This window comes from Hassallia byssoidea VB512170, from assembly GCF_000817785.2.
GTDB classification, from domain to species: domain Bacteria; phylum Cyanobacteriota; class Cyanobacteriia; order Cyanobacteriales; family Nostocaceae; genus Hassallia; species Hassallia carrinoi.
Map to the genome: position 1 here is coordinate 1 of NZ_JTCM02000065.1, position 18,222 is coordinate 18,222.

At 38.8% G+C, this 18,222-nt stretch carries 20 protein-coding genes and 1 pseudogene; 13 read left to right on the plus strand and 8 right to left on the minus strand.

What is annotated here, in order from left to right; genetic code table 11:
- Positions 1-97 precede the first annotated feature (97 nt).
- From PI95_RS22790 to PI95_RS22815, 6 genes and pseudogenes are all read left to right on the plus strand, one after another.
- Positions 98-1,564: pseudogene (locus PI95_RS22790) on the plus strand (type IV secretory system conjugative DNA transfer family protein); the annotation flags it as partial.
- 271 nt (positions 1,565-1,835) lie between these two features.
- On the plus strand, positions 1,836-4,364 hold the full coding sequence (locus PI95_RS22795) for a hypothetical protein (protein WP_039741415.1): 2,529 nt from the start codon (positions 1,836-1,838) through the stop codon (positions 4,362-4,364).
- 260 nt (positions 4,365-4,624) lie between these two features.
- Complete coding sequence (locus tag PI95_RS22800; protein WP_039741418.1) at positions 4,625-4,957, plus strand: hypothetical protein; 333 nt, start codon at positions 4,625-4,627, stop codon at positions 4,955-4,957.
- A 35-nt stretch (positions 4,958-4,992) separates the two neighbouring features.
- Complete coding sequence (locus PI95_RS22805; protein ID WP_039741420.1) at positions 4,993-5,370, plus strand: hypothetical protein; 378 nt, start codon at positions 4,993-4,995, stop codon at positions 5,368-5,370.
- A gap of 253 nt (positions 5,371-5,623) precedes the next feature.
- Complete coding sequence (locus PI95_RS22810; RefSeq protein WP_236117158.1) at positions 5,624-7,021, plus strand: DUF6884 domain-containing protein; 1,398 nt, start codon at positions 5,624-5,626, stop codon at positions 7,019-7,021.
- Positions 7,022-7,110: 89 nt separating this feature from the next.
- On the plus strand, positions 7,111-7,881 hold the full coding sequence (locus PI95_RS22815) for a hypothetical protein (protein ID WP_052324843.1): 771 nt from the start codon (positions 7,111-7,113) through the stop codon (positions 7,879-7,881).
- 696 nt (positions 7,882-8,577) lie between these two features.
- On the opposite strand, the gene PI95_RS22820 is transcribed toward PI95_RS22815, so the two are convergent.
- The 7 genes from PI95_RS22820 to PI95_RS37530 all read right to left on the minus strand — a co-directional run bounded on the left by PI95_RS22820 (position 8,578) and on the right by PI95_RS37530 (position 10,491).
- Positions 8,578-8,742, minus strand: a complete 165-nt coding sequence (locus tag PI95_RS22820) for a hypothetical protein (RefSeq protein WP_163519111.1) — start codon at positions 8,740-8,742, stop codon at positions 8,578-8,580.
- Between the two features lie 50 nt (positions 8,743-8,792).
- A complete protein-coding gene (locus tag PI95_RS37255; RefSeq protein WP_039741424.1) occupies positions 8,793-9,026 on the minus strand; it encodes a hypothetical protein in 234 nt (77 codons plus the stop codon).
- Between the two features lie 22 nt (positions 9,027-9,048).
- Positions 9,049-9,237, minus strand: coding sequence for a hypothetical protein (locus tag PI95_RS37260; RefSeq protein ID WP_063842319.1), 189 nt, complete (start codon positions 9,235-9,237; stop codon positions 9,049-9,051).
- Positions 9,238-9,403: 166 nt separating this feature from the next.
- Positions 9,404-9,772: an RpnC/YadD family protein gene (locus PI95_RS37265; protein WP_063842320.1), complete on the minus strand. Its 369-nt coding sequence runs from the start codon at positions 9,770-9,772 to the stop codon at positions 9,404-9,406.
- A 2-nt stretch (positions 9,773-9,774) separates the two neighbouring features.
- The gene (locus PI95_RS22830; RefSeq protein ID WP_051502802.1) at positions 9,775-9,981 is read right to left on the minus strand and encodes a hypothetical protein; all 207 of its coding nucleotides are present in this window, start codon (positions 9,979-9,981) and stop codon (positions 9,775-9,777) included.
- Positions 9,982-10,181: 200 nt separating this feature from the next.
- Positions 10,182-10,343 carry a hypothetical protein gene (locus PI95_RS22835; RefSeq protein ID WP_163519112.1) on the minus strand — a complete coding sequence of 54 codons (162 nt, stop codon included), beginning with the start codon at positions 10,341-10,343 and terminating at the stop codon, positions 10,182-10,184.
- 52 nt (positions 10,344-10,395) lie between these two features.
- Entirely contained in the window at positions 10,396-10,491 is a 96-nt protein-coding gene (locus PI95_RS37530) for a DUF6888 family protein (protein ID WP_373695714.1), read from the minus strand.
- Between the two features lie 138 nt (positions 10,492-10,629).
- On the opposite strand from PI95_RS37530, the gene PI95_RS22840 reads away from it, so the two are divergent.
- Both PI95_RS22840 and PI95_RS22845 read left to right on the plus strand, forming a co-directional pair.
- Positions 10,630-10,941, plus strand: a complete 312-nt coding sequence (locus tag PI95_RS22840; RefSeq protein ID WP_236117159.1) for a hypothetical protein — start codon at positions 10,630-10,632, stop codon at positions 10,939-10,941.
- A 380-nt stretch (positions 10,942-11,321) separates the two neighbouring features.
- Positions 11,322-11,741, plus strand: coding sequence for a hypothetical protein (locus tag PI95_RS22845; protein WP_039741427.1), 420 nt, complete (start codon positions 11,322-11,324; stop codon positions 11,739-11,741).
- A 70-nt stretch (positions 11,742-11,811) separates the two neighbouring features.
- On the opposite strand, the gene PI95_RS35320 is transcribed toward PI95_RS22845, so the two are convergent.
- Positions 11,812-12,225, minus strand: a complete 414-nt coding sequence (locus tag PI95_RS35320) for a hypothetical protein (RefSeq protein ID WP_201280570.1) — start codon at positions 12,223-12,225, stop codon at positions 11,812-11,814.
- Positions 12,226-12,652: 427 nt separating this feature from the next.
- On the opposite strand from PI95_RS35320, the gene PI95_RS22855 reads away from it, so the two are divergent.
- From PI95_RS22855 to PI95_RS22875, 5 genes are all read left to right on the plus strand, one after another.
- Positions 12,653-15,355 carry a DEAD/DEAH box helicase gene (locus tag PI95_RS22855; RefSeq protein ID WP_163519113.1) on the plus strand — a complete coding sequence of 901 codons (2,703 nt, stop codon included), beginning with the start codon at positions 12,653-12,655 and terminating at the stop codon, positions 15,353-15,355.
- Between the two features lie 143 nt (positions 15,356-15,498).
- The gene (locus PI95_RS22860; protein ID WP_039741429.1) at positions 15,499-16,230 is read left to right on the plus strand and encodes a hypothetical protein; all 732 of its coding nucleotides are present in this window, start codon (positions 15,499-15,501) and stop codon (positions 16,228-16,230) included.
- A 106-nt stretch (positions 16,231-16,336) separates the two neighbouring features.
- Positions 16,337-17,305 carry a PriCT-2 domain-containing protein gene (locus PI95_RS22865; protein ID WP_039741431.1) on the plus strand — a complete coding sequence of 323 codons (969 nt, stop codon included), beginning with the start codon at positions 16,337-16,339 and terminating at the stop codon, positions 17,303-17,305.
- On the plus strand, positions 17,302-17,751 hold the full coding sequence (locus tag PI95_RS22870; protein WP_039741433.1) for a hypothetical protein: 450 nt from the start codon (positions 17,302-17,304) through the stop codon (positions 17,749-17,751). Before PI95_RS22865 ends, PI95_RS22870 begins: the two co-directional genes overlap by 4 nt.
- A gap of 5 nt (positions 17,752-17,756) precedes the next feature.
- Positions 17,757-18,179 carry a hypothetical protein gene (locus tag PI95_RS22875; RefSeq protein ID WP_039741435.1) on the plus strand — a complete coding sequence of 141 codons (423 nt, stop codon included), beginning with the start codon at positions 17,757-17,759 and terminating at the stop codon, positions 18,177-18,179.
- Positions 18,180-18,222: the final 43 nt, after the last annotated feature.

Consider the following 18,222-nt stretch of genomic DNA (forward strand, 5'->3'; position numbering starts at 1 on the left):
TTTATACACACGTGAGCTTATTTCTGCTCCGAGTGTTAATTTATTACACACTCATTCGGGTATTAGTGATTTTTCCTGGTAGGTGCAAGATCTAAGTAAATACAAAGGACAAAAACTACCAAAGGGGAGTGGGGGAACACCCATGTACGTGCCTGATGTTCAAAGAGGTACAGCCGTCATTGGGGCACCCGGTAGCGGTAAATCTTTTTCGGCAATCAACCCCATGCTATATTCAGCAATTGACCAAGGATTTGGTATTGTACTATACGATTTTAAATACCCCTCACAAGCCAAAATCGCTTCTTATGCTAAATCAAAGGGGTATGAAGTACACGTCTTTGCGCCAGGATTCCCCGAATCGGAGGTATGCAACCCCATTGATTTTTTGCGCGACAGTAGCGATGCTGAAACCGCACGTCAGCTTGCAACTGTGATAAATAAAAACTTCCGGATGTTGGGAGGCGCCAATGAGGACGCATTCTTTGGACCTGCGGGGGATCAACTCACCCAGGCAATCCTCATGCTCACCAAAGAGTTTGGCGAGTTCGCCGATATCATGACCGCAGCAGCAGTTCTATCGAGTGAAAAGATGGTCGAACGTTTGATGGCTGCGAGCCTCAACCCTTGGATAAGAATAGCTTTTGGTCAGTTATTTAGCTCTAGCGGATCGGAGAAAACCATCGCAGGTATCGCCGGTACCGCATCGCTCATGTTTACGAGATTCATGGCTAAGAACACTTTGGGCTGTTTTATCGGTCAGACCACCTTACCACTAGAGGTAGATAAAAAACAGATGATTATCTTTGGACTCGACCGCGAACGCCGCGACGCAGTAGATCCACTCATGACTTCTATTTTACACATGACCGTCGCTCGCAGTATTGCCAAAAAGAGGAAATATTCTGGCCCACTTGTGGTTAGCGTTGACGAACTACCGTCAATTTTTTTACCAGACTTGTTTAAATGGCTTAACGAGTCGCGTTCTGAAGGATTCTGTGGAATCCTCGGATGGCAAAATATGGGTCAGTTGGAAAAAATTTACGGCAAGGAAATCTCAAAAGCAATCCTTGGTGCGTGCGGTACCAAGTTTGTATTTAATCCTGGGGAAGAGGAATCTGCAAGGCTTTTTAGTGCTTATTTAGGTGAAGAGGAAATCAGCTACAAACAAAAATCTCGGTCAACTGGAGGGGGCAAAGCTTCAACATCTATCTCCGACCAAGAGAAAACTCGCAAGCTTTTTGAACCTGCCCAATTTCTCAAATTGCCACCTGGTAAATGTGTATTTATTAACCCTGCTTATGATAATAAAAAGGAAGGTTCTGTACCCCTATTAAAGACTATTAAAGTATCAAAATATCTGATTAGCTTGGAGTCAGAAAACGGAAACAATTGGGACAAGCTTATCAAGCAGCTAGCACGGAAAAGCACCCAAAAACGACCTACTCAAGAAGATTTAGATCTCAGAGTAAAAGAAGTAGATAAGCGTTTCCCCATTCCCCAAGCGCCCGTACAGGCTGGTAATTCACCATTACCCGTAGACAGTTATGCCGATTTCTTTAAATAATAAACATGATTAATAAGGAGATTATAAAAGAAATTAATAAATATCAAATATTGCCGAAATGGAATTATCAATTTCCACCTTATGTGGAAGCTCATTATTTCGACAATATCCTAGTTTCCCATTACGACCGCAATAGCCCAAATAATATTTATTGCGATAAATTTTACCAAAATGGTGCTAAACCATCATTACTAATCATCAGATTTGATAATCAATTAGTGTTCGTTAAATATCAAAATTCAATACTTATCGATAGGTTTCCAACACCACCATGTTTGACCCTCAGCAACAACGAATAGCAGATAACTATCTTCAACTGGCTGATACTACTGGTAAAGCAGCCTTAGAATTAGCCAAAATCCTGATTGACACTTTTAAAAAAATTCGAGAAATATTTAAAGAGGGGGAAGAAACAGATAAAATAGCAGTTGAAGTTGGCAACGATACCTACAACCTCGTACCCGATAAATCTACCCCTGGAGCTTACAAATGGGAAAAAGTAGATTTAAACCAAGGGATAGATGGTAGAGACACAGTAATCCTCATGCCAGATATGTACATGGATAATGTACGGTACAGCATAGAGTTTGAGACACACAACGAACCTAGCGATTATCAAGCACAAACTATCGCCGCCCGAATTGTACAAGATGTACCCGATTTAGGTGAAAATTCAAGCAGCGATTATGAACCAGCTATCAGGATAACTGCCTACACTGAATTAGGCAATAAAACTGTCATTTACGAGCAAGATTCAGAAGGCAAATGTCGAACAAATTTAATTACAGAAAATCTCTCCCAGGATGAAATTATGGATGTAGCTTACGAGCCACTCATAAAGCTACTACCTCCTTCATCTGATATCGTTAAAAATTACCAAGATACTAAAAATTTTCTAGAAAAGAGCGAGAATTTTCAACCTGAAACTAACGTGAACAGCCAACGTTCTGATATTGAAAGCAGCCAATTTGACAATATATCAGCAGCAGCAAATGATATGCTTTCAAAAGTATTAAATAATACTAATTTTGACGCAAATGTAACAGAGTTAATTGCTAATACAGAGAAAATTCAGTCAGGAGAATTTATTACAGTAGAAGATATACCCCCAGATGAAGAGACAATTGACTTTGTAGAAAATATAGATATTAGCAATCCTCCAGATTTTGATTATCCACCAGATGAAGATGAGCAAATTACTGCGATCGCTCAAAATCATTACGAAGTTGAATTAACAGACAACACTATACTAGAACCCAGCAATCAGATAGATAACCAACCTTTAAATGTTGAAAATTCTGAGTCCACACTATCAACTGTAGCAGAGTCAGCCGAAGATAACTTTGAAGAATTTATCATCAATAATCTTCAGGAAGAAATAGAAAATCAGGAAAATTATACCTCAAATGAAATAACAGTTACCAATAAAAAGAAATTTGTTGAGTCAGAAAATCCAAGCGTAACTCCCAAAAAAGAAAATTTAGAAGAAGAGGAACAATACGCCGCTCAATACACTTACCAACAAGCAGCCTACTCTGAGGGGGTAGAACCACAAGCGCAACAATGGGCGCGTCAAGTAGAAGTACCAATATACGAGATAAAAAACAAACAAGCAGAAAAGGAACGCTACAACGGCGAGAACAAAGATATTGCCCAAGCTGCAACCGAAATGTTGAAGAAATACAGCACCATTGAGCAAGATGGTTCTCGTATTTACAGAAGTGATGCCTTTGTAATTCGGCAAGAAGGGGATACCGTCAGCATCCATCGCCGCAGTGATGAACTCCAGGGATGGAGTAATTCGCTGATGAAGTTCAAACCCGGTAAAGGAGATAAAGAACCCAAAATCACCAAACAGCCCACTAAAATGTTAGGGGTCGAACGTCAGGAATTCCTGATAATAAGCGAACACCTTCAGGATAAAGGCAAACTACCCGATCTAAGTTCTTCAGACATCCGAGATGTGGCAAATAGCCTCGGCAGTCTCGCTCCTGCTGGTACTATCAAAACCTTGGAGGTATTCAAACAAAACGAAATGTTGGACACTCTCAACAACATACTCCTGACAGCGCTTAAAGATGAACTTGCCGTAGGAGAATTTACGATTAAACGCACCCGCGACCCTGAAGGAAAAAAAGCCAGCCTGCAACTTTTTAAAACCACCGAGGAAAGGGGTACTCAGGAATTAGTCAAATTTGATTTAACCAAAACTGAGGAGGGCATAAAAAAAGAGGTCGCCAAGATGAATATCAGCGACTATGACATTAACCAAGTGAAGTTTATTGCCCAAAACGCCAACAAGCTTAATCTTGAACAGATATTTGAAGGGGGGCAAACAGCACAGACGCAACAACCACCTAACCAAGGAGAACAGCAGGCTCCCCAACCTCAACAAATCCAAAGTGCAGGTGATATCCCTGTCCAGGTTCACCCCTACATCGCCCAAGAGTGGGCAGAGATGACAAAAAAAGGCGGTCCTGCCTGGGGAGGGGCAATGAATCAAGGCAATGAAGAAATCCTGCAAAAGCTTAAAGATAACAATGGCAAGCTCCCTATCGCCGATCAACGAGAAATGTACCTCAAAATTATGACTCACAAAACAAACGAGGCGCAAAAACAAGGGGAAAGCACTATCGAATTTACCCCACTAAAAAACATTATGCAGGATTTACAACAGTGGCGGGCTCTTGAAATCAAACAGCAGTTTACTCCCACCCAAGTTGTTAGGGACTACAAAAAACAAAAAGTCGCTGCCGCTGCACCCGCACGCAAAACGGTGGGAGGAGGGTTAGAACTTTGAGATTATTTATAAGAAAACCGCGTAAATACGTCTTTGAAAATATTGTTAATTACGAAAAATTACAAAAGTAAGAATACTTAGTATTCTGCTTTATAAAAATATAAAGATTTTTAAGATTGTTTCTTATCTATAAATAATATCTTTAAAAAGATGAGGTAATTCAAACTTAAAAACATTCATTAAAAACTTAAAAATAAGACATTAACAATAGTAAAATTACTGATACATTATGAATATATAAATCAACCTCAGCTTGAAAGATGTTTTCAAAAGTAAGAGCATTTACCACCAAACCAAATAATTTGTTTACAAGATTCGGCAATCACTTAGAAAAGCTAGAGTCACATGACAAAGTAGAATTTCAAGCAAAATTATGCGTTTGGGCAATAGCAGTAGAAATGGCAGGTAACTATAACGCTATCTTCAAAAATTTAAATCATCGAACAGGGGAATATAGCGATAACATAAATGAAGCATTAGCTCTTGTAGAAGGAATGAATTTAATAGAAATAAATAACCTTATAGATGCCATAAATAAAAATAATGACTTGAACGAAGCTGAAACTTGCGACGAAATTCTCTTTGCTGCATAAATCCATCTCATTCAATTGAAAACAGGTAAACAATCATGCAAATACTAACATCCTCAGTTCCAATTAGCGAAGAAAGTAATTTCTCTTTCAGCCACACAGAAGGCTCTTGGGTAAAAGTAAATTATCAATGCCTCCAAGAACGTAAAACTCACGGTAGCTACTCTCAAAAAGATGAAAGCGAACTGTTTATAATTATCTCCGGCAGGGTACAGGTATCTGTCAAAAATACCCTCACCAAAAAGTCATACTCGTTCATCGCCGCTTTTGGCGATAAATTTATCGTTGAGCCAAACGAGACATACAATCTCTACACTCTTACCAAATGCGAATGGTTAAATCTAGTGTCGAGTACAGACGAAAAACATCAAGCCCGTTTGGATCAGGTATACGATTTGATGGGACTCGCTGCTTAAAAGAAAGCCTATTGCCTATCCAATGCTCTTTGCAATTCCCTAAATCCTCAAGTTTAAATGCTAAATTTGAGGAATTTTCATTACCGACTTTATCATAAAAAAAACAAATTTACGCCTAAAGTAATTAGAAAATTTAACGAGCGTAACAGTTACCCATAACCAAAAGATTGGATAAAAATAATTAGTTTTCTCACCAGATAAGTATACAAAATATTTAAAACTGAAAGTTAAAAAGCGACTTAGCTGTATCCTAATGCAGGTAAATTTTTTCACCACCGCAGCCAATACTCGCACTACTGGTAGTAAACGATTAGGTAAGTTTATGAAACCAGGCTTTTATGCGGTATTGGGGAAAAGAGATTATTGGAAGATAAATGATAAAAAGGTAGGCATATGGGAACTGACCGAATATCAACCCGCTGGATGGTTGTGTTCGCTAGCTATCAAACCAGAAGTAATGCCGCAAAACTGCGATATCATCCATGACTGCGGTGCATTTGGATACCGCAAGCAGGATTACCCCACCATTAATGGTCAATATGTTGACGCACAGTGGGCAGCCAACCGATATCGAGAACGCAGCCGAGAAGGAGATACTGTTACCTGCCCCGATAATCTACTCCTCAGAAATATTGAATGGCGACGGCAATATAATCTGGAACAAGCACAAACTTTTATCAAAATAGCCGAAGAAAAACTGCCAGGAAGAATTCCCCTAGCCGTTATTCACGGACTGTCGCTCCAAGAAAAAGTTGAGTATGCCTTAAAAATTTACCAGTTGGGTTACAAAAACCTGGGAATAGGAGGGTTAGCAGTACAAGCCAAAGAATATTCAGCTAACCTACACATTATCAAAACAATCGTTCAGAAAATACACTCACTAGATAAAACCGTCCATTTTCACGTTTTCGGTTTATGCTCGCCACAATACGCTAAGGCATTCTTTAAGATAGGCATTAGCTTTGACGGTTCAACCCACGCGAGGGAAACCTTCAGTAGCAATACACTCCTGTTCAACAATGGCGAAAATCTGCTCAGATATCCAGCTCATCAAGCACCCAGATGTAGCTGTCGAGTATGTGCGTTAACGAAGCGGTTTTTTGTTGGGAGCATCGCAAGAAATCACAACAGCGATCGCGCATCAAGCATAATCAGATTGACACACAATCTCAACTCGCTACTGGCAATTTATCACTACATTAAAAAACCAGAAACTCTTTGTCTTGTTGCCGGGTGCGGTAAACAAACTAACCAAAGAGCCGCTGCAAAAGACCTTTACTGTTCTCAACGCTTCCAAGCCTGCCGCAACTATGCCCAAACCCAAGTCCGATGGCAAATCCTCTCACCCCTACATAGGCTACTTGAACCAGAAAAAGTAATCTCGCCTTATGACAAATCTCCCTACTCCCTATCCCCAAAAGAGCGCCAGATGTGGGCACAGCAAGTAGTGGATAAACTCATAAAGATAACTAATCCTAATATAGAAATTGTTTTTCTAACTGGCAAAGTATACCGACAGCAAGTAATTCCTATTTTGCAAAAGCACGGCTACATCACAAGAATTCCGATGGAAGGTTTGGGAATTGGACAACAAATTAGGTGGCTGCTAAATCAATCATTAGCACCCAAACAGCTTACCCTCAAGCTATAAAATAATAGTTAGCTGGTTCTTTATTTAAACAAGAACCAGTTAATTTATCAAATTTTTACATAAGAAAATATTAATTAATATTACTGTATATGCGTAGTCGAACTATTGACATTGGAGAAAAGTTTGGTTACTGGCAAGTACTTGAAAGCCAAGGGTTAGAAATACTATGCCAGTGTACAGCCTGCGGAACCCAAAGAAAAGTATTTAAGTTTAATCTTTTAAACGGCAAGACAAAAAGTTGTGGTTGCGTCAAAAAAGGAAGTCTTCTAGAAATAGGTACAACTTTCGGTAGATTAACAGTAATTGATAACCAAGAGATAAAACAACTAGGTAGGTTAGCAAAAGTCTTGGTGAAATGCAGCTGCGGGACTGAAAAATATGTGTACAAGCATAGTTTAATCAGCGGCAGCACTAATAGCTGCGGTTGTCTCAGAAGAGAATTATTGCTTAAAATTAATCCAGAAAACTTGAGAGAATATCATTCTTGGAGCTATATCAAACAAGCCTGCTATAACACAAATCACCCTTTTTACAAAAAACATGGGGGGTGTGGAATCGAAGTACATCCATCCTGGAGAGATAACTTTAACCAGTTTCTTCTAGATATGGGAAAAGCCCCAAATAATACAATAATTGCTCGTATTGATATCACTGGAGATTACGCACCCGGCAATTGCTTTTGGAGCAATCGTAAAAAATATTGGCAAGAACTCGAACGAGCAGAAATAAATAAGTTTATCAAAAACTTTTATATCAGTATCGCTCAAGATAAAAAAGCTAAAATATCTGAATCAACTATTCGCCTAATATTAGAAGAACACATGAATGGAGAGGCAAATATAAATAACATTGCGCGCTAATTCAAACTTACTCTAGATGATGTAATAAATATCATTTTCAGCTTCGGCATATAATCACTACTTTCTATTTACATATAGCGGGATGAAATTATAACAGAATAACTATGAAATATAGAGTTGCTTGTATGAGCAAAAAACTAAAGTTATCTGGGTATAATTGGCGATTTAGCAGTAATCCATCTCTTGCTGAATTAATTCTGCTAAACCAATTTCGCTAGACATCTCAAAATACTTATAGAAAATTAATATCGTTAAATGTTAAAGTTACTACAGCACTGGGATATTCACTTTTATCAAGCGGTGACTGAGCGTGTTTGTCTAAAGTTAGGTTAGATTAAGAGCTATTTTTAAGAGTGAAAACGGCAAAAACTAAGAGAATACGCCCTTGAGTAAAATAACAGATCCCATATAGTTTCAACTACGCACGTTTGCTTTTGGAAAGCACCTCAAGGCTAAGTATTGTCTCTATTTCTGAAGCGATCGCCAAAAGCTTCTATCCGTAATTTCATTGCTTTTCAAAGAAAATCTCTCAATAACTACCAAAGGCAGGTAATAAATTTAACAATATTGTTACAAAGATTAAAGACAGCTTGACAAATAATAGTGAATATGAATTACAAGGGTTGCTTATGTTGGATGGCACAAAATAACCCCCAATCAGGTTGGGGGTGTTTGGTAATTGCACTAACGCGGTAATTATGGCTGATGCATTTGTTTGAGCATTGCTAAACCGCGTTCTATTTTTGGCTGTTGAGTGAAACTGTCGGCACTGTCTACCAGCAATAAATACGCCTGACGTATTAAGTTATGCCCTTCACGATATCTTCCTTGTCTGATTAGCTGTAAGCCTTGATTACTCAAGTTCTTAGCATCATTAGCGATCGCAAGCGTGCTTGCTCTGTATTCATGGCTTACTCAGTTATCGGTTGGTAAATTTCTCTTAATTCCTCCACCGTGTTAAGTGTTTTTAATGCAGTTAAAATTGCTGACAATTGCTCGACATCTTGAATTTGGGAAATTTCCTTAAATAGTTCTGACTGCATTGCACCAAATTTCAATTGCAAACAGGTATCAATTCCTTGTAATAAACCTTTGCGAGTACCTTTTTCAATGCCAATGCGCTCAACGCTCGTTACATACTGCATACGTCTAGATTCCTCGAAAATACTATATTCTTGCCAAAACTCCCGTGCTAAATTGGCGGGTAAAGTCATCATCCAATCGATGAACTTGAAGTGCGATAATTATCGAATCCCGCTCAAATCCTAAGTCATACAACCTTTTTACCAAAGTTAATTTTTGCTGCTTGCGCTCGGTGCGATTGCTGGTTGTTGCCTTAGCTTGTAGATGCGCCATAACCACAATAGCAAAGGGATTGCGACTAGCTTCAAGCTCGGACGACCTTTGTTCGTAGTCTAGCAGTTTTATTACTGGAAATCGAAAACTTATCCCACAACCAAATAGTTGAGAATTAAATTGCGATGGTCGCCAATTTGGGTTTTCATCACCGAGAATAGCCTTCTTATACTACAAACTTTTGATATTTGTCGTAAATACGATAATTGTAGGTGTACATCCGTAAAGCAAAATTAGATTCTTCTTTACTTTGAATTTCGACATGAATAAGTATCCAATTTTCTTCTCCAGAAATACGATAAATCTTGACTAATTTATCGGCAAATCGTGTACCAATTTCTGCATCGCCAACCACAGAAATCAGTTCTTTATCGAGGAATTCATGCTTTCTAGTCCAATCAATCCTTCGATGTGCTTGGGGGAAGAAAAATAGTATGAAGTCTTCAAAATATCTTTCTAAGACATCTTTCCAGGGCGAATCATACTCGGTTTGAGGATTTAACGAATCAAGTTGAGTTTGTGAATTATCTGTCATAACTACTGCACCAAAATTGAGCGGCTTAAAATACTCATGACCTCGCCTGGATTAGGACTTGGCAGTAGTGGACTCCAATCGCCAACATCCGCATAACCAATTACTTGCAGATAGTGAATTGTGCTGGTTACAGTTCTCGCCGTACCAATTAATAGATGTTTAAGTGGTTCCCGGTTTGGCTCTGTTTGGGAACTTCCCTGGCTGAGGATAGGTACGTTTTGAGCATCAGCGTCAGGTAAAAAGTTTTGAGCGGCAGATTGAACAGAATACTTTGCACCAAGAGAGGACGTTACTAAAGAAGCTTGTCGGGCTATGTACAACTCAAATTCAGACTGTGCTAGTGCTTGCTTGTCGATTGCAAACGTTTGTAATTGTATCATGATTTTATTTGTCTTTCTGTATTGGGGGTTTATGTTGAAGGCGATCGCACTCTTAAAAGCCGATTGGGAGCAATCGCTTTCATGTTGTTTGGTTTACGGTTCGGTGGTAATGAAAGGCGTTTTTGTTCAACAAATTGCCTCAATTCATCAACCGAATTGAGGATTGTGCTATATTGTTGAACGCGCAGCACTGCTGAGTGTACTGCATCAGAATCCGAAGCGGTGACTCTTAGATGTATTGCCTCAATAATTGTGACTCTTGTTGATGGGCAGATACATTGATGTCAGGTTTTGACACATTTTACATAGTTCCATCTTTTGCTCAAGCGTTGGTTTCATGGTTCGGTTTTCATAGTCGGTAACGTGGGCGATGCCTTTGGCAGGCGCTCTGCGCCATCGCCAAAGTTATACACTTTAATATACGTTAACGTGTCGATGTGTTAATGTTTTAATGTAGGAAAAACGAGATAAAAATCGTTGTATTTCGGCAACTTTGGTGCGTTGGTGCGCCAAAGTTGTACTCCAGCGCGTAAATTAGGTTCAGGACAAAAACTGTATGGTTCTGAAATGCCTAAATACGTTGACCTTTCTCGCTATTGGACAGAAGACAAAAATTTATCTATTCAAAAAGCTAGGGAAAAGACTGGGTTGGATAAGAGAACCCTGTCAGCTGCCAAAAAAGGACAACTGGAACGGGGGCAGTTTGAAACTTTGTTTAAGCTTAGAGATTTGGCTTCTGAACTAGCAGGTAAACCACTAACACTAGAAGAAATTTTTGAGGATGATTGAAGATAAAAACTATAAATCCCCTAGACCTTCCTTGGGTCATGTTGGAAAATCGCATCCAGCTGCCCAAAACTCCTTGCATATATTTTGCAATTGATTCTCAAAATGCAGTGCAGTATATAGATAAATCAATTATTACTCGGAGGGCGTTGGATGCAACACCACCGCTACAATTTGTAGGCGCGACAGCTTAGTTCCTTGGTCTTTATAGTACGAAAATACTATAAAAAGGCAACTATTCTTAATTTAGTCCTGACAAAATGCTTCTACTTATTAGTTCAAAAATACTATTTATGAGCGTTCATAAATTTGTCAGACTTTAGGGTGCGGAATGTGGGTTGAAAAGCTGGTAACTCAACTTGAATGGGAGATAACCTTGACGCATGAATATACAATCATTGCCCCTTGAATTTGAACTTGCTGCATCCCAAATTGCCGCGCAACACTACAATGCCGCACGATATAAGCTCATTTCCACTATCAGCAGTAATAGCATAAATATCGAATTCCAAGGGTATTTTACTGAGAAATTCGACCCGCGTAACCGCCCCGAACCCAACCCTACCGATAAATTCTATCGAAACGAAAAAATAGATTTTACTCTTTTCTATAGCTATAATCGATTATCTTTATCCGGGCGGTGGCGTTCAGCAATACTGAGTGTCGAATATACCGCTAACAATGGATATACTTGGATAAATGAAGATGGGGAAGAAATCACCCGTCCCTATCCAGATGGTGAGAAATTTGAGATAATTATGGCGCAATTATATCCCCTCTTGCAACAATATTTTACTTTTTAACTATTAATTAGTTGTTAGTATTTTTGAGCGAGATGCTGATAACGTTCATCGGAATGCTTCTTAGGTCTATTTAAAGTTCAAATGCCGCAGAATCTTTGGATGAGAAAGCTTGAAATTGCCGTTGTCGCGAGGCAGCTATCTCGGCAGGTGTATCAAACTCAGTAGCTTTGGTTCCAAGTTTTAGCTCCTCAGCAAGGGTTAGACCATCACCGTCAGAATCACTTTCCAGTATTCTTGCCATTGCACTCTGAGGGGCAATCTGCGCCAATCTAGTCAAAGCCATCGCCACAAATTCGTTAGAAGCATCACAACTATCTAGAAAATTCACAAAATTAGTGGCATCTTCCTCCGTCATCTTGGCAGGATTTTTTATTCCCCCTTCAATCAAAAAATCGTCGTACAGGGCAATCTCGTTATCATTAAATTTCTCTTGTTTCGCCCGCTCAATTATCAAATTAACTTGAGATGTCTGTTCAAAATTCATAAATAAACACCCGCATACATAATCCAAATTAACCCATATATTTAAATCGTCAAGTTAATATTACCTTTAATCAAAATTCACTTCCTCATATAAAAACATCATGAAGCTAAATCATATTATTTAAAATACAAAAAATTAAAATAACAATATCTACATCAGTAACTATATCAAAAGTTCTATTACCCTCAAACATCTAACAAACCGTAATTTATAGTTTTATGGGATTATTTGTTTGGCTACTGGAATAGTTAGTATAAACTAATACTAAACTTAATCTGCGTAGACAATTTTATTACAATAAAGGTTATTCTTCGGTAAATTTTATCTAAATTTGAAAGCCACAAATTAATAACTATAATTTGCTTGCATAAAAACCACCGCCATCGCTAACGCCTACTTGTTACAAACAACAAGTAAGTAGTTTTTTATGAACAACCGACCAGAGTGGTTACAACCAAGTCGCTGCATTTACTCCAAACAGTACGGAACAATTCAAATTAACACAATTATTGGTGAAAATCTCCATTTTCGTAAAGGGAATATTAGTCAAGTTATCTTCAATTGGAGGGAGGAAATAGAACAAGGAAATCTTACCCCGGTTCAAAATGCTCTATCTCCAAGAAGTTTAATTTATCAACAAATCGCATCTGAGCTAGAAGGTAGAAATAAACTTGCCCACTGCGATATAATTCCCGAACAACCGGCAAACTATCAACCAATACCAGAAAATGTTCATCCAGCAGTAAGTAAGGCTCTCACTCAATTAGGAATCAATCAATTATACTCCCACCAAATTCAAGCATGGTCAGCATACAACCAATCATCAGATATCATTCTGGAAACTCCAACAAGTAGTGGGAAATCGATTTCATTCCTACTTCCAGTTATTCACGAATGTCTCAAAGGCAATTCATGTATCATCTTCTTCAACCTCAAAGCCCTTGCATTTGACCAAGAGGAGAAAATAAAGGAGTTTATCAATCTCCTACCAGAGCCTATCCGCCCCGCAATTCTAAATATTAATGGCGATACTCCATCCCAAGAACGCAAAAAGCTTTATACACATAAACCCTCAATTATTTGCGTCACGCCCGATGTTTGGAATCACGAGCTTACCAACTACCAATTTGATAACTATAACTTCATTGAAACACTACGCAAAATTTCCATAATCACGGTTGATGAGGCTCATTACTATGGTGGTATTTTTGGTAGCAATTTCGCTTTGCTAAACCGTCGCACTCAACTACTGATAAAACTAGCTGGAAGTGATATATCCAAATTACAATATATCTTTGCCTCAGCTACTATCAGCAATAGCCAAGAGATAGCCCAAAAAATTTCCAACCGTAAAAGCAATTTTACAGTAATTAGCCAAAGCGGTGCAAGAAAAGCTGAAACCACATTTATCAGTCTCAAACCCCAGAATAGTACTTTGTACGCAACTGCCGAAATAGCAGCTTCACTTGTCAGTAAAGATGTGGTGGGAATATGCTTTTGCGACAGCAGAGAAATGGTCAAAACCCTAACCCAAACAATCCGCAAAATATTAACTGAAAATGGGTTATTTAACCTCCAAAATAGTATTTCTGCATTTTACGCCAATTTGAAAAACAACCAAAGGAGGAAAATCATTGCAGATATCAAATCTGGGGAAATCAAATTTATCGTGTCAACGTCAGCTCTCGAAGCGGGGTTAGACTTAGGCTGTATTGATGCCGTCCTGATTTGCAAGTATCCTGGCAGTATCCTATCCTTCCGGCAAAGGGCAGGTCGTGCTGGCAGAAAGGAAGAAGGGCTAGTTGTCTTCATACCTTCCAAACAGTCTATTTTAGACTCTTACTACTCGAAAAATCCCGAACGGTTGTTAACCGACCCACCGGAGGTCATCAACTTCAACCCCAATTTTGAAAATCTACTCGCGTGCCATATTCTAGCTTGCTGCAAAGAGTCACGCCCGACAATCAACCAAATCAGCAAGCATTTCGGACAAACTGGACTTGCGATCGCAAACCAACTTCTTCAAGAAAACAAGCTCGTGTACAGCTTCAACAGCAAGCTAGCGTGCGCCCGCAATTTAGGTTATGTACACGGCGATATCAAGATTAGGGGGAGCAAAAGCAACAATATCAACTATATCAACACCTCAACTGGGGAGGAGTTTGAACAAAGTGCGGTCAACACTGCTTTAAGAGAAGTATACCCTAATGCAATTTATACAGCCCAGGATTTTGATGGTAATCCAGTTTGGTATAAATCATCAGAGTTAAAAATCCAAGAAGGGCAAGCTTTCCTCAAGCCTATTGGACAAACAAATTTATTTACCCGCCCTCAAGGACTAATTAAATTTGAGGAAGTTAAAACTACTGGGGAAGCAAAGTCAATCAAACTGCCAATGGGAGTAATAAAACTTACTCATAAAATATGTAACATCTCTGAGTCAGTGTCCGGATACAGATTATACAATCGAGAGTCAAAATGGACTTGTCCAAATCAAGATTGCAGAAACCACAATCAATCTCTAGCAAGTAAACTACAAAACTGTTCCATATGCAACAGCGAACTCACAGATAAAGACATAATCCAACTAGTAGAAGAAGTATTATATAAGGAAGCTTTGACTATTAGCTGTTCTACCAGTTGTTTGCAAATTGAGATAGACAGACAAGCGAGAAATTTCTTCAAGTCAAAAGTAGAGCAAATTAGGTTACCAATAAAGAATCAGAAGTACATTCCAAAAGAGGAGAGGGAGTTATTTGAATATAAAGAAACCGACATTTGTATCCACAGTCTAGCACATCAACTGATGCTAGCATTACCACTAGTTGAACATGGTGCTAGTAGTAAAGATATTGACTTTATGCTTTATGAAGAACCAACTCAGCCTAACTTAGTCGGCTACTTCTTCGATACAGTTGAGGGAGGAACCGGAATGTGCAATACACTATTTCAATATCTGGAAAAAGCCGTATCGAGGGCAAAGTTATTAGTGGAAAATTGTCCATGCAAGCACGGATGTTCAAACTGTACTGTTATTTACAGATGCCCCGATGACAATACAGCAATCTCCAAACAAGTTGGATTACTTATACTTCAAAATTTAATCCAACAAGAAGTACAAATAGTCTAAAACAAGTTCTGCTCTATACATTAAGAGCAGAACTTTTTATATGAAGTCTATTACCTTTATAAAAAATTTTACACAACACTGCAACAGCAAAATCACGACACTAACTAACGCCTAACCAAATAAAAAATAATTTGGTTAGTATTATGTACATAGAGCTAGTTCCTGACTGCGAACAATCACCTCAAAAATTTAAAATCGTTCATGCGCCAACATATTTACTTCTGGATAAAAATTACCAAATAGGTGATTGTATCCCTGCATCCGATATTCACCTAATAGTTGAACATGCAGTAAATTTAGGATATCAAGTCAAAATCTATCCCCCGATCAAATATCCCTTACCTGCAATTAGTGATGAATTAGCTGATTTGATGACCTTTTATCCATCTGATTTAAAAATGCGCCTTAACGGTATGGTTTTTGAGCAACGGGCATATGTAATGGCAAAAAGCCATGACGAAATATGCCTGGATAGAAAATCACGCACCCTACTTCAAGAAGCAGAATACTGGTTAATTAATTACGCTCGCGAAGTTATAGCTAAAAGGGAGAGTTGTGTATCGGATATTCTTAATTACATGGATAACACGACATTTAGAGAAAAAGCAATCAATACTCTTATGTCCTGGCAACCCAATTGGGAAAAGGCTATTTCCCTACACGCAAAAAGTAAATTTGAAGCAGGTAACAATGAATTTGAAGTCATCAGCTATCATCACTTACTAAACAAAAAGGGAAGGGAGGGAACAATGGTGATGTGTAGGGTAACAAAAGCTATAAATAAATTCCCGGAATTTCCCACTTTCCCCTATGATGCAAACTGCACTCTTGGAACTTACCAAGTGGAAAATGCTCTTAGTCAACGATTAGCTTAAAACATAGGGCAAGTAGTAATAACTGTTTGCCCAAAATACAGCTAACCACCACCAAAAGCTCATGCATCTAGTTACTAAAGTTAACTAGTAGGAATCAAATGAAATCATGCACGCCCAGGCAGGTAAAATTATCTCGTCCCTGGAAACACTACCCGACAGATGGAGGGTTATACCCACATTTGGCAAGCGACCTCTGGGGGGAAAAGAATGGCAGTATAAAACTTACTCACCCAAACAGCTACAAGCCGAACTCATTCGTACTAGATGCAAAATTTGGTCGGGGAAGAGGTATACACCTGCCACTGGGGTTGCTATTGTCTGCGGCGATAACCAACCCGAAGGACACATCGTCGCTATCGACTGCGACGGATTCCGCGCCTGGGGTCAAATTCTAATCCTCAACAAAAAACTAGAAGAGGGTGAAATAGAGAAAATTTCTCCCCAAAAGTTATACGAAGGCGCACTTGCATACCTCCCGGCGACAGTCGCATTCACCTCTGGAGGTGAATACAAGCGCCAACTTCTATACCTAATTACTGAAAAATCATCAATCAAATCCAGCAAAATCTCAAATCTGGAGTTTAGAGGCAAAAATCATGCGTCTGTTTTACCTCCTTCCTACCACCCAGAAGGAAGATACTATCAGTGGGTTCCCGGTTGCAGTCCGCAAGAAAAACAAGTTGCGATCGCACCAGATTGGGTAATAGCCCAAATGCTATTAAAGCAGGAGAAGGAAAGGGTAATTCATTCTCCATCGAGTTCTCTCCAAGAAAAATCTAACCGCACACATGAGGCAAACAGATGCGTAAACTTATACCCCAACATTGAAACCAATATTCAAGCTGCACTTACATTCTTAGAAGTCATACACCCCAGATTCGCTTCTGACTATACAACTTGGATTCAAGTTGGAATGGCACTTAAATCAGTCAGCCCTACCTTACTCGAAGCTTGGGATATATGGAGTCAGCTATCACCCAAATACAAACCAGGAGAATGTGCCTACAAATGGCAGTCTTTCCGCAGAACAGGCATTACCATTCGTACCCTTGCAAAATTTGCCAACCTCTCATGAACAATCAAGAGCAAGAAAGTGTAACTAACTCTAAAGCAAGTTACAGTAGTGATTTGAATTCTAATAACAACAATAGCTTAGAAGATAGTGATGAAACAGATGACTATGAAGATAACAGCAACAGTATATCAAACCCTAAAGTCTATCTAATAACCATCCAAATTTATCCAGACGAGCAACAGGCTATTTTCTCTATTGGTATTAAAAATGCACCTCCCATTATCAAAAATGCTAGCTATCAGGAAATAACCCAACAACCCATCATTCAAGAAAGTATTCAAGAATTAGAGGTAGCCTTACCTAAAATTATTGAAGCTGCCGAAAAAAGAAAAATTACTATTAATCATATTAATCAATCTCAGGAGCGTAAACAAGTACAAAAACGAGAATTATCTAATAATTCTCATCCAACCGAGTCGGATAAACAACAACTTTCACTGTTCTAATCGCCATGAATTATATCGCTATTATCGAAGGGCAGCAAGTTCCTATCCCACCAAATACAGCAATAGATGACAACAAGCTAAGACTGGCAATCTGCACTTATTTTCCAGAATATGCCAATGCCGAAATCACTCGTACAACTACAGGAGAAACAACCGAAATAAGACTTGTTAAACGCGCCGGAACCAAGGGTAATTGCATCACAGAACTCAAATTTGCACCCGAACAAATTAACCCAGCGTTTGTATTAGCTTGGGAATTGAAGCTTCTAGAAATAAAAAATCAACTAACTTTAGAAGTTTTAATTAGTATGCGCTCACAAATAAATCAAACAATCAAAATGGGGGAAAACTGGGAAACATATACAGATAAAGTTTTTAAGTCCCTCAGACAACAACCCCCTGCATCCAGCAATTATCCCGTATTGTAGTTAAGCAACGCCGCTATCCACACTAGCGGCAGTTCTCAAAATC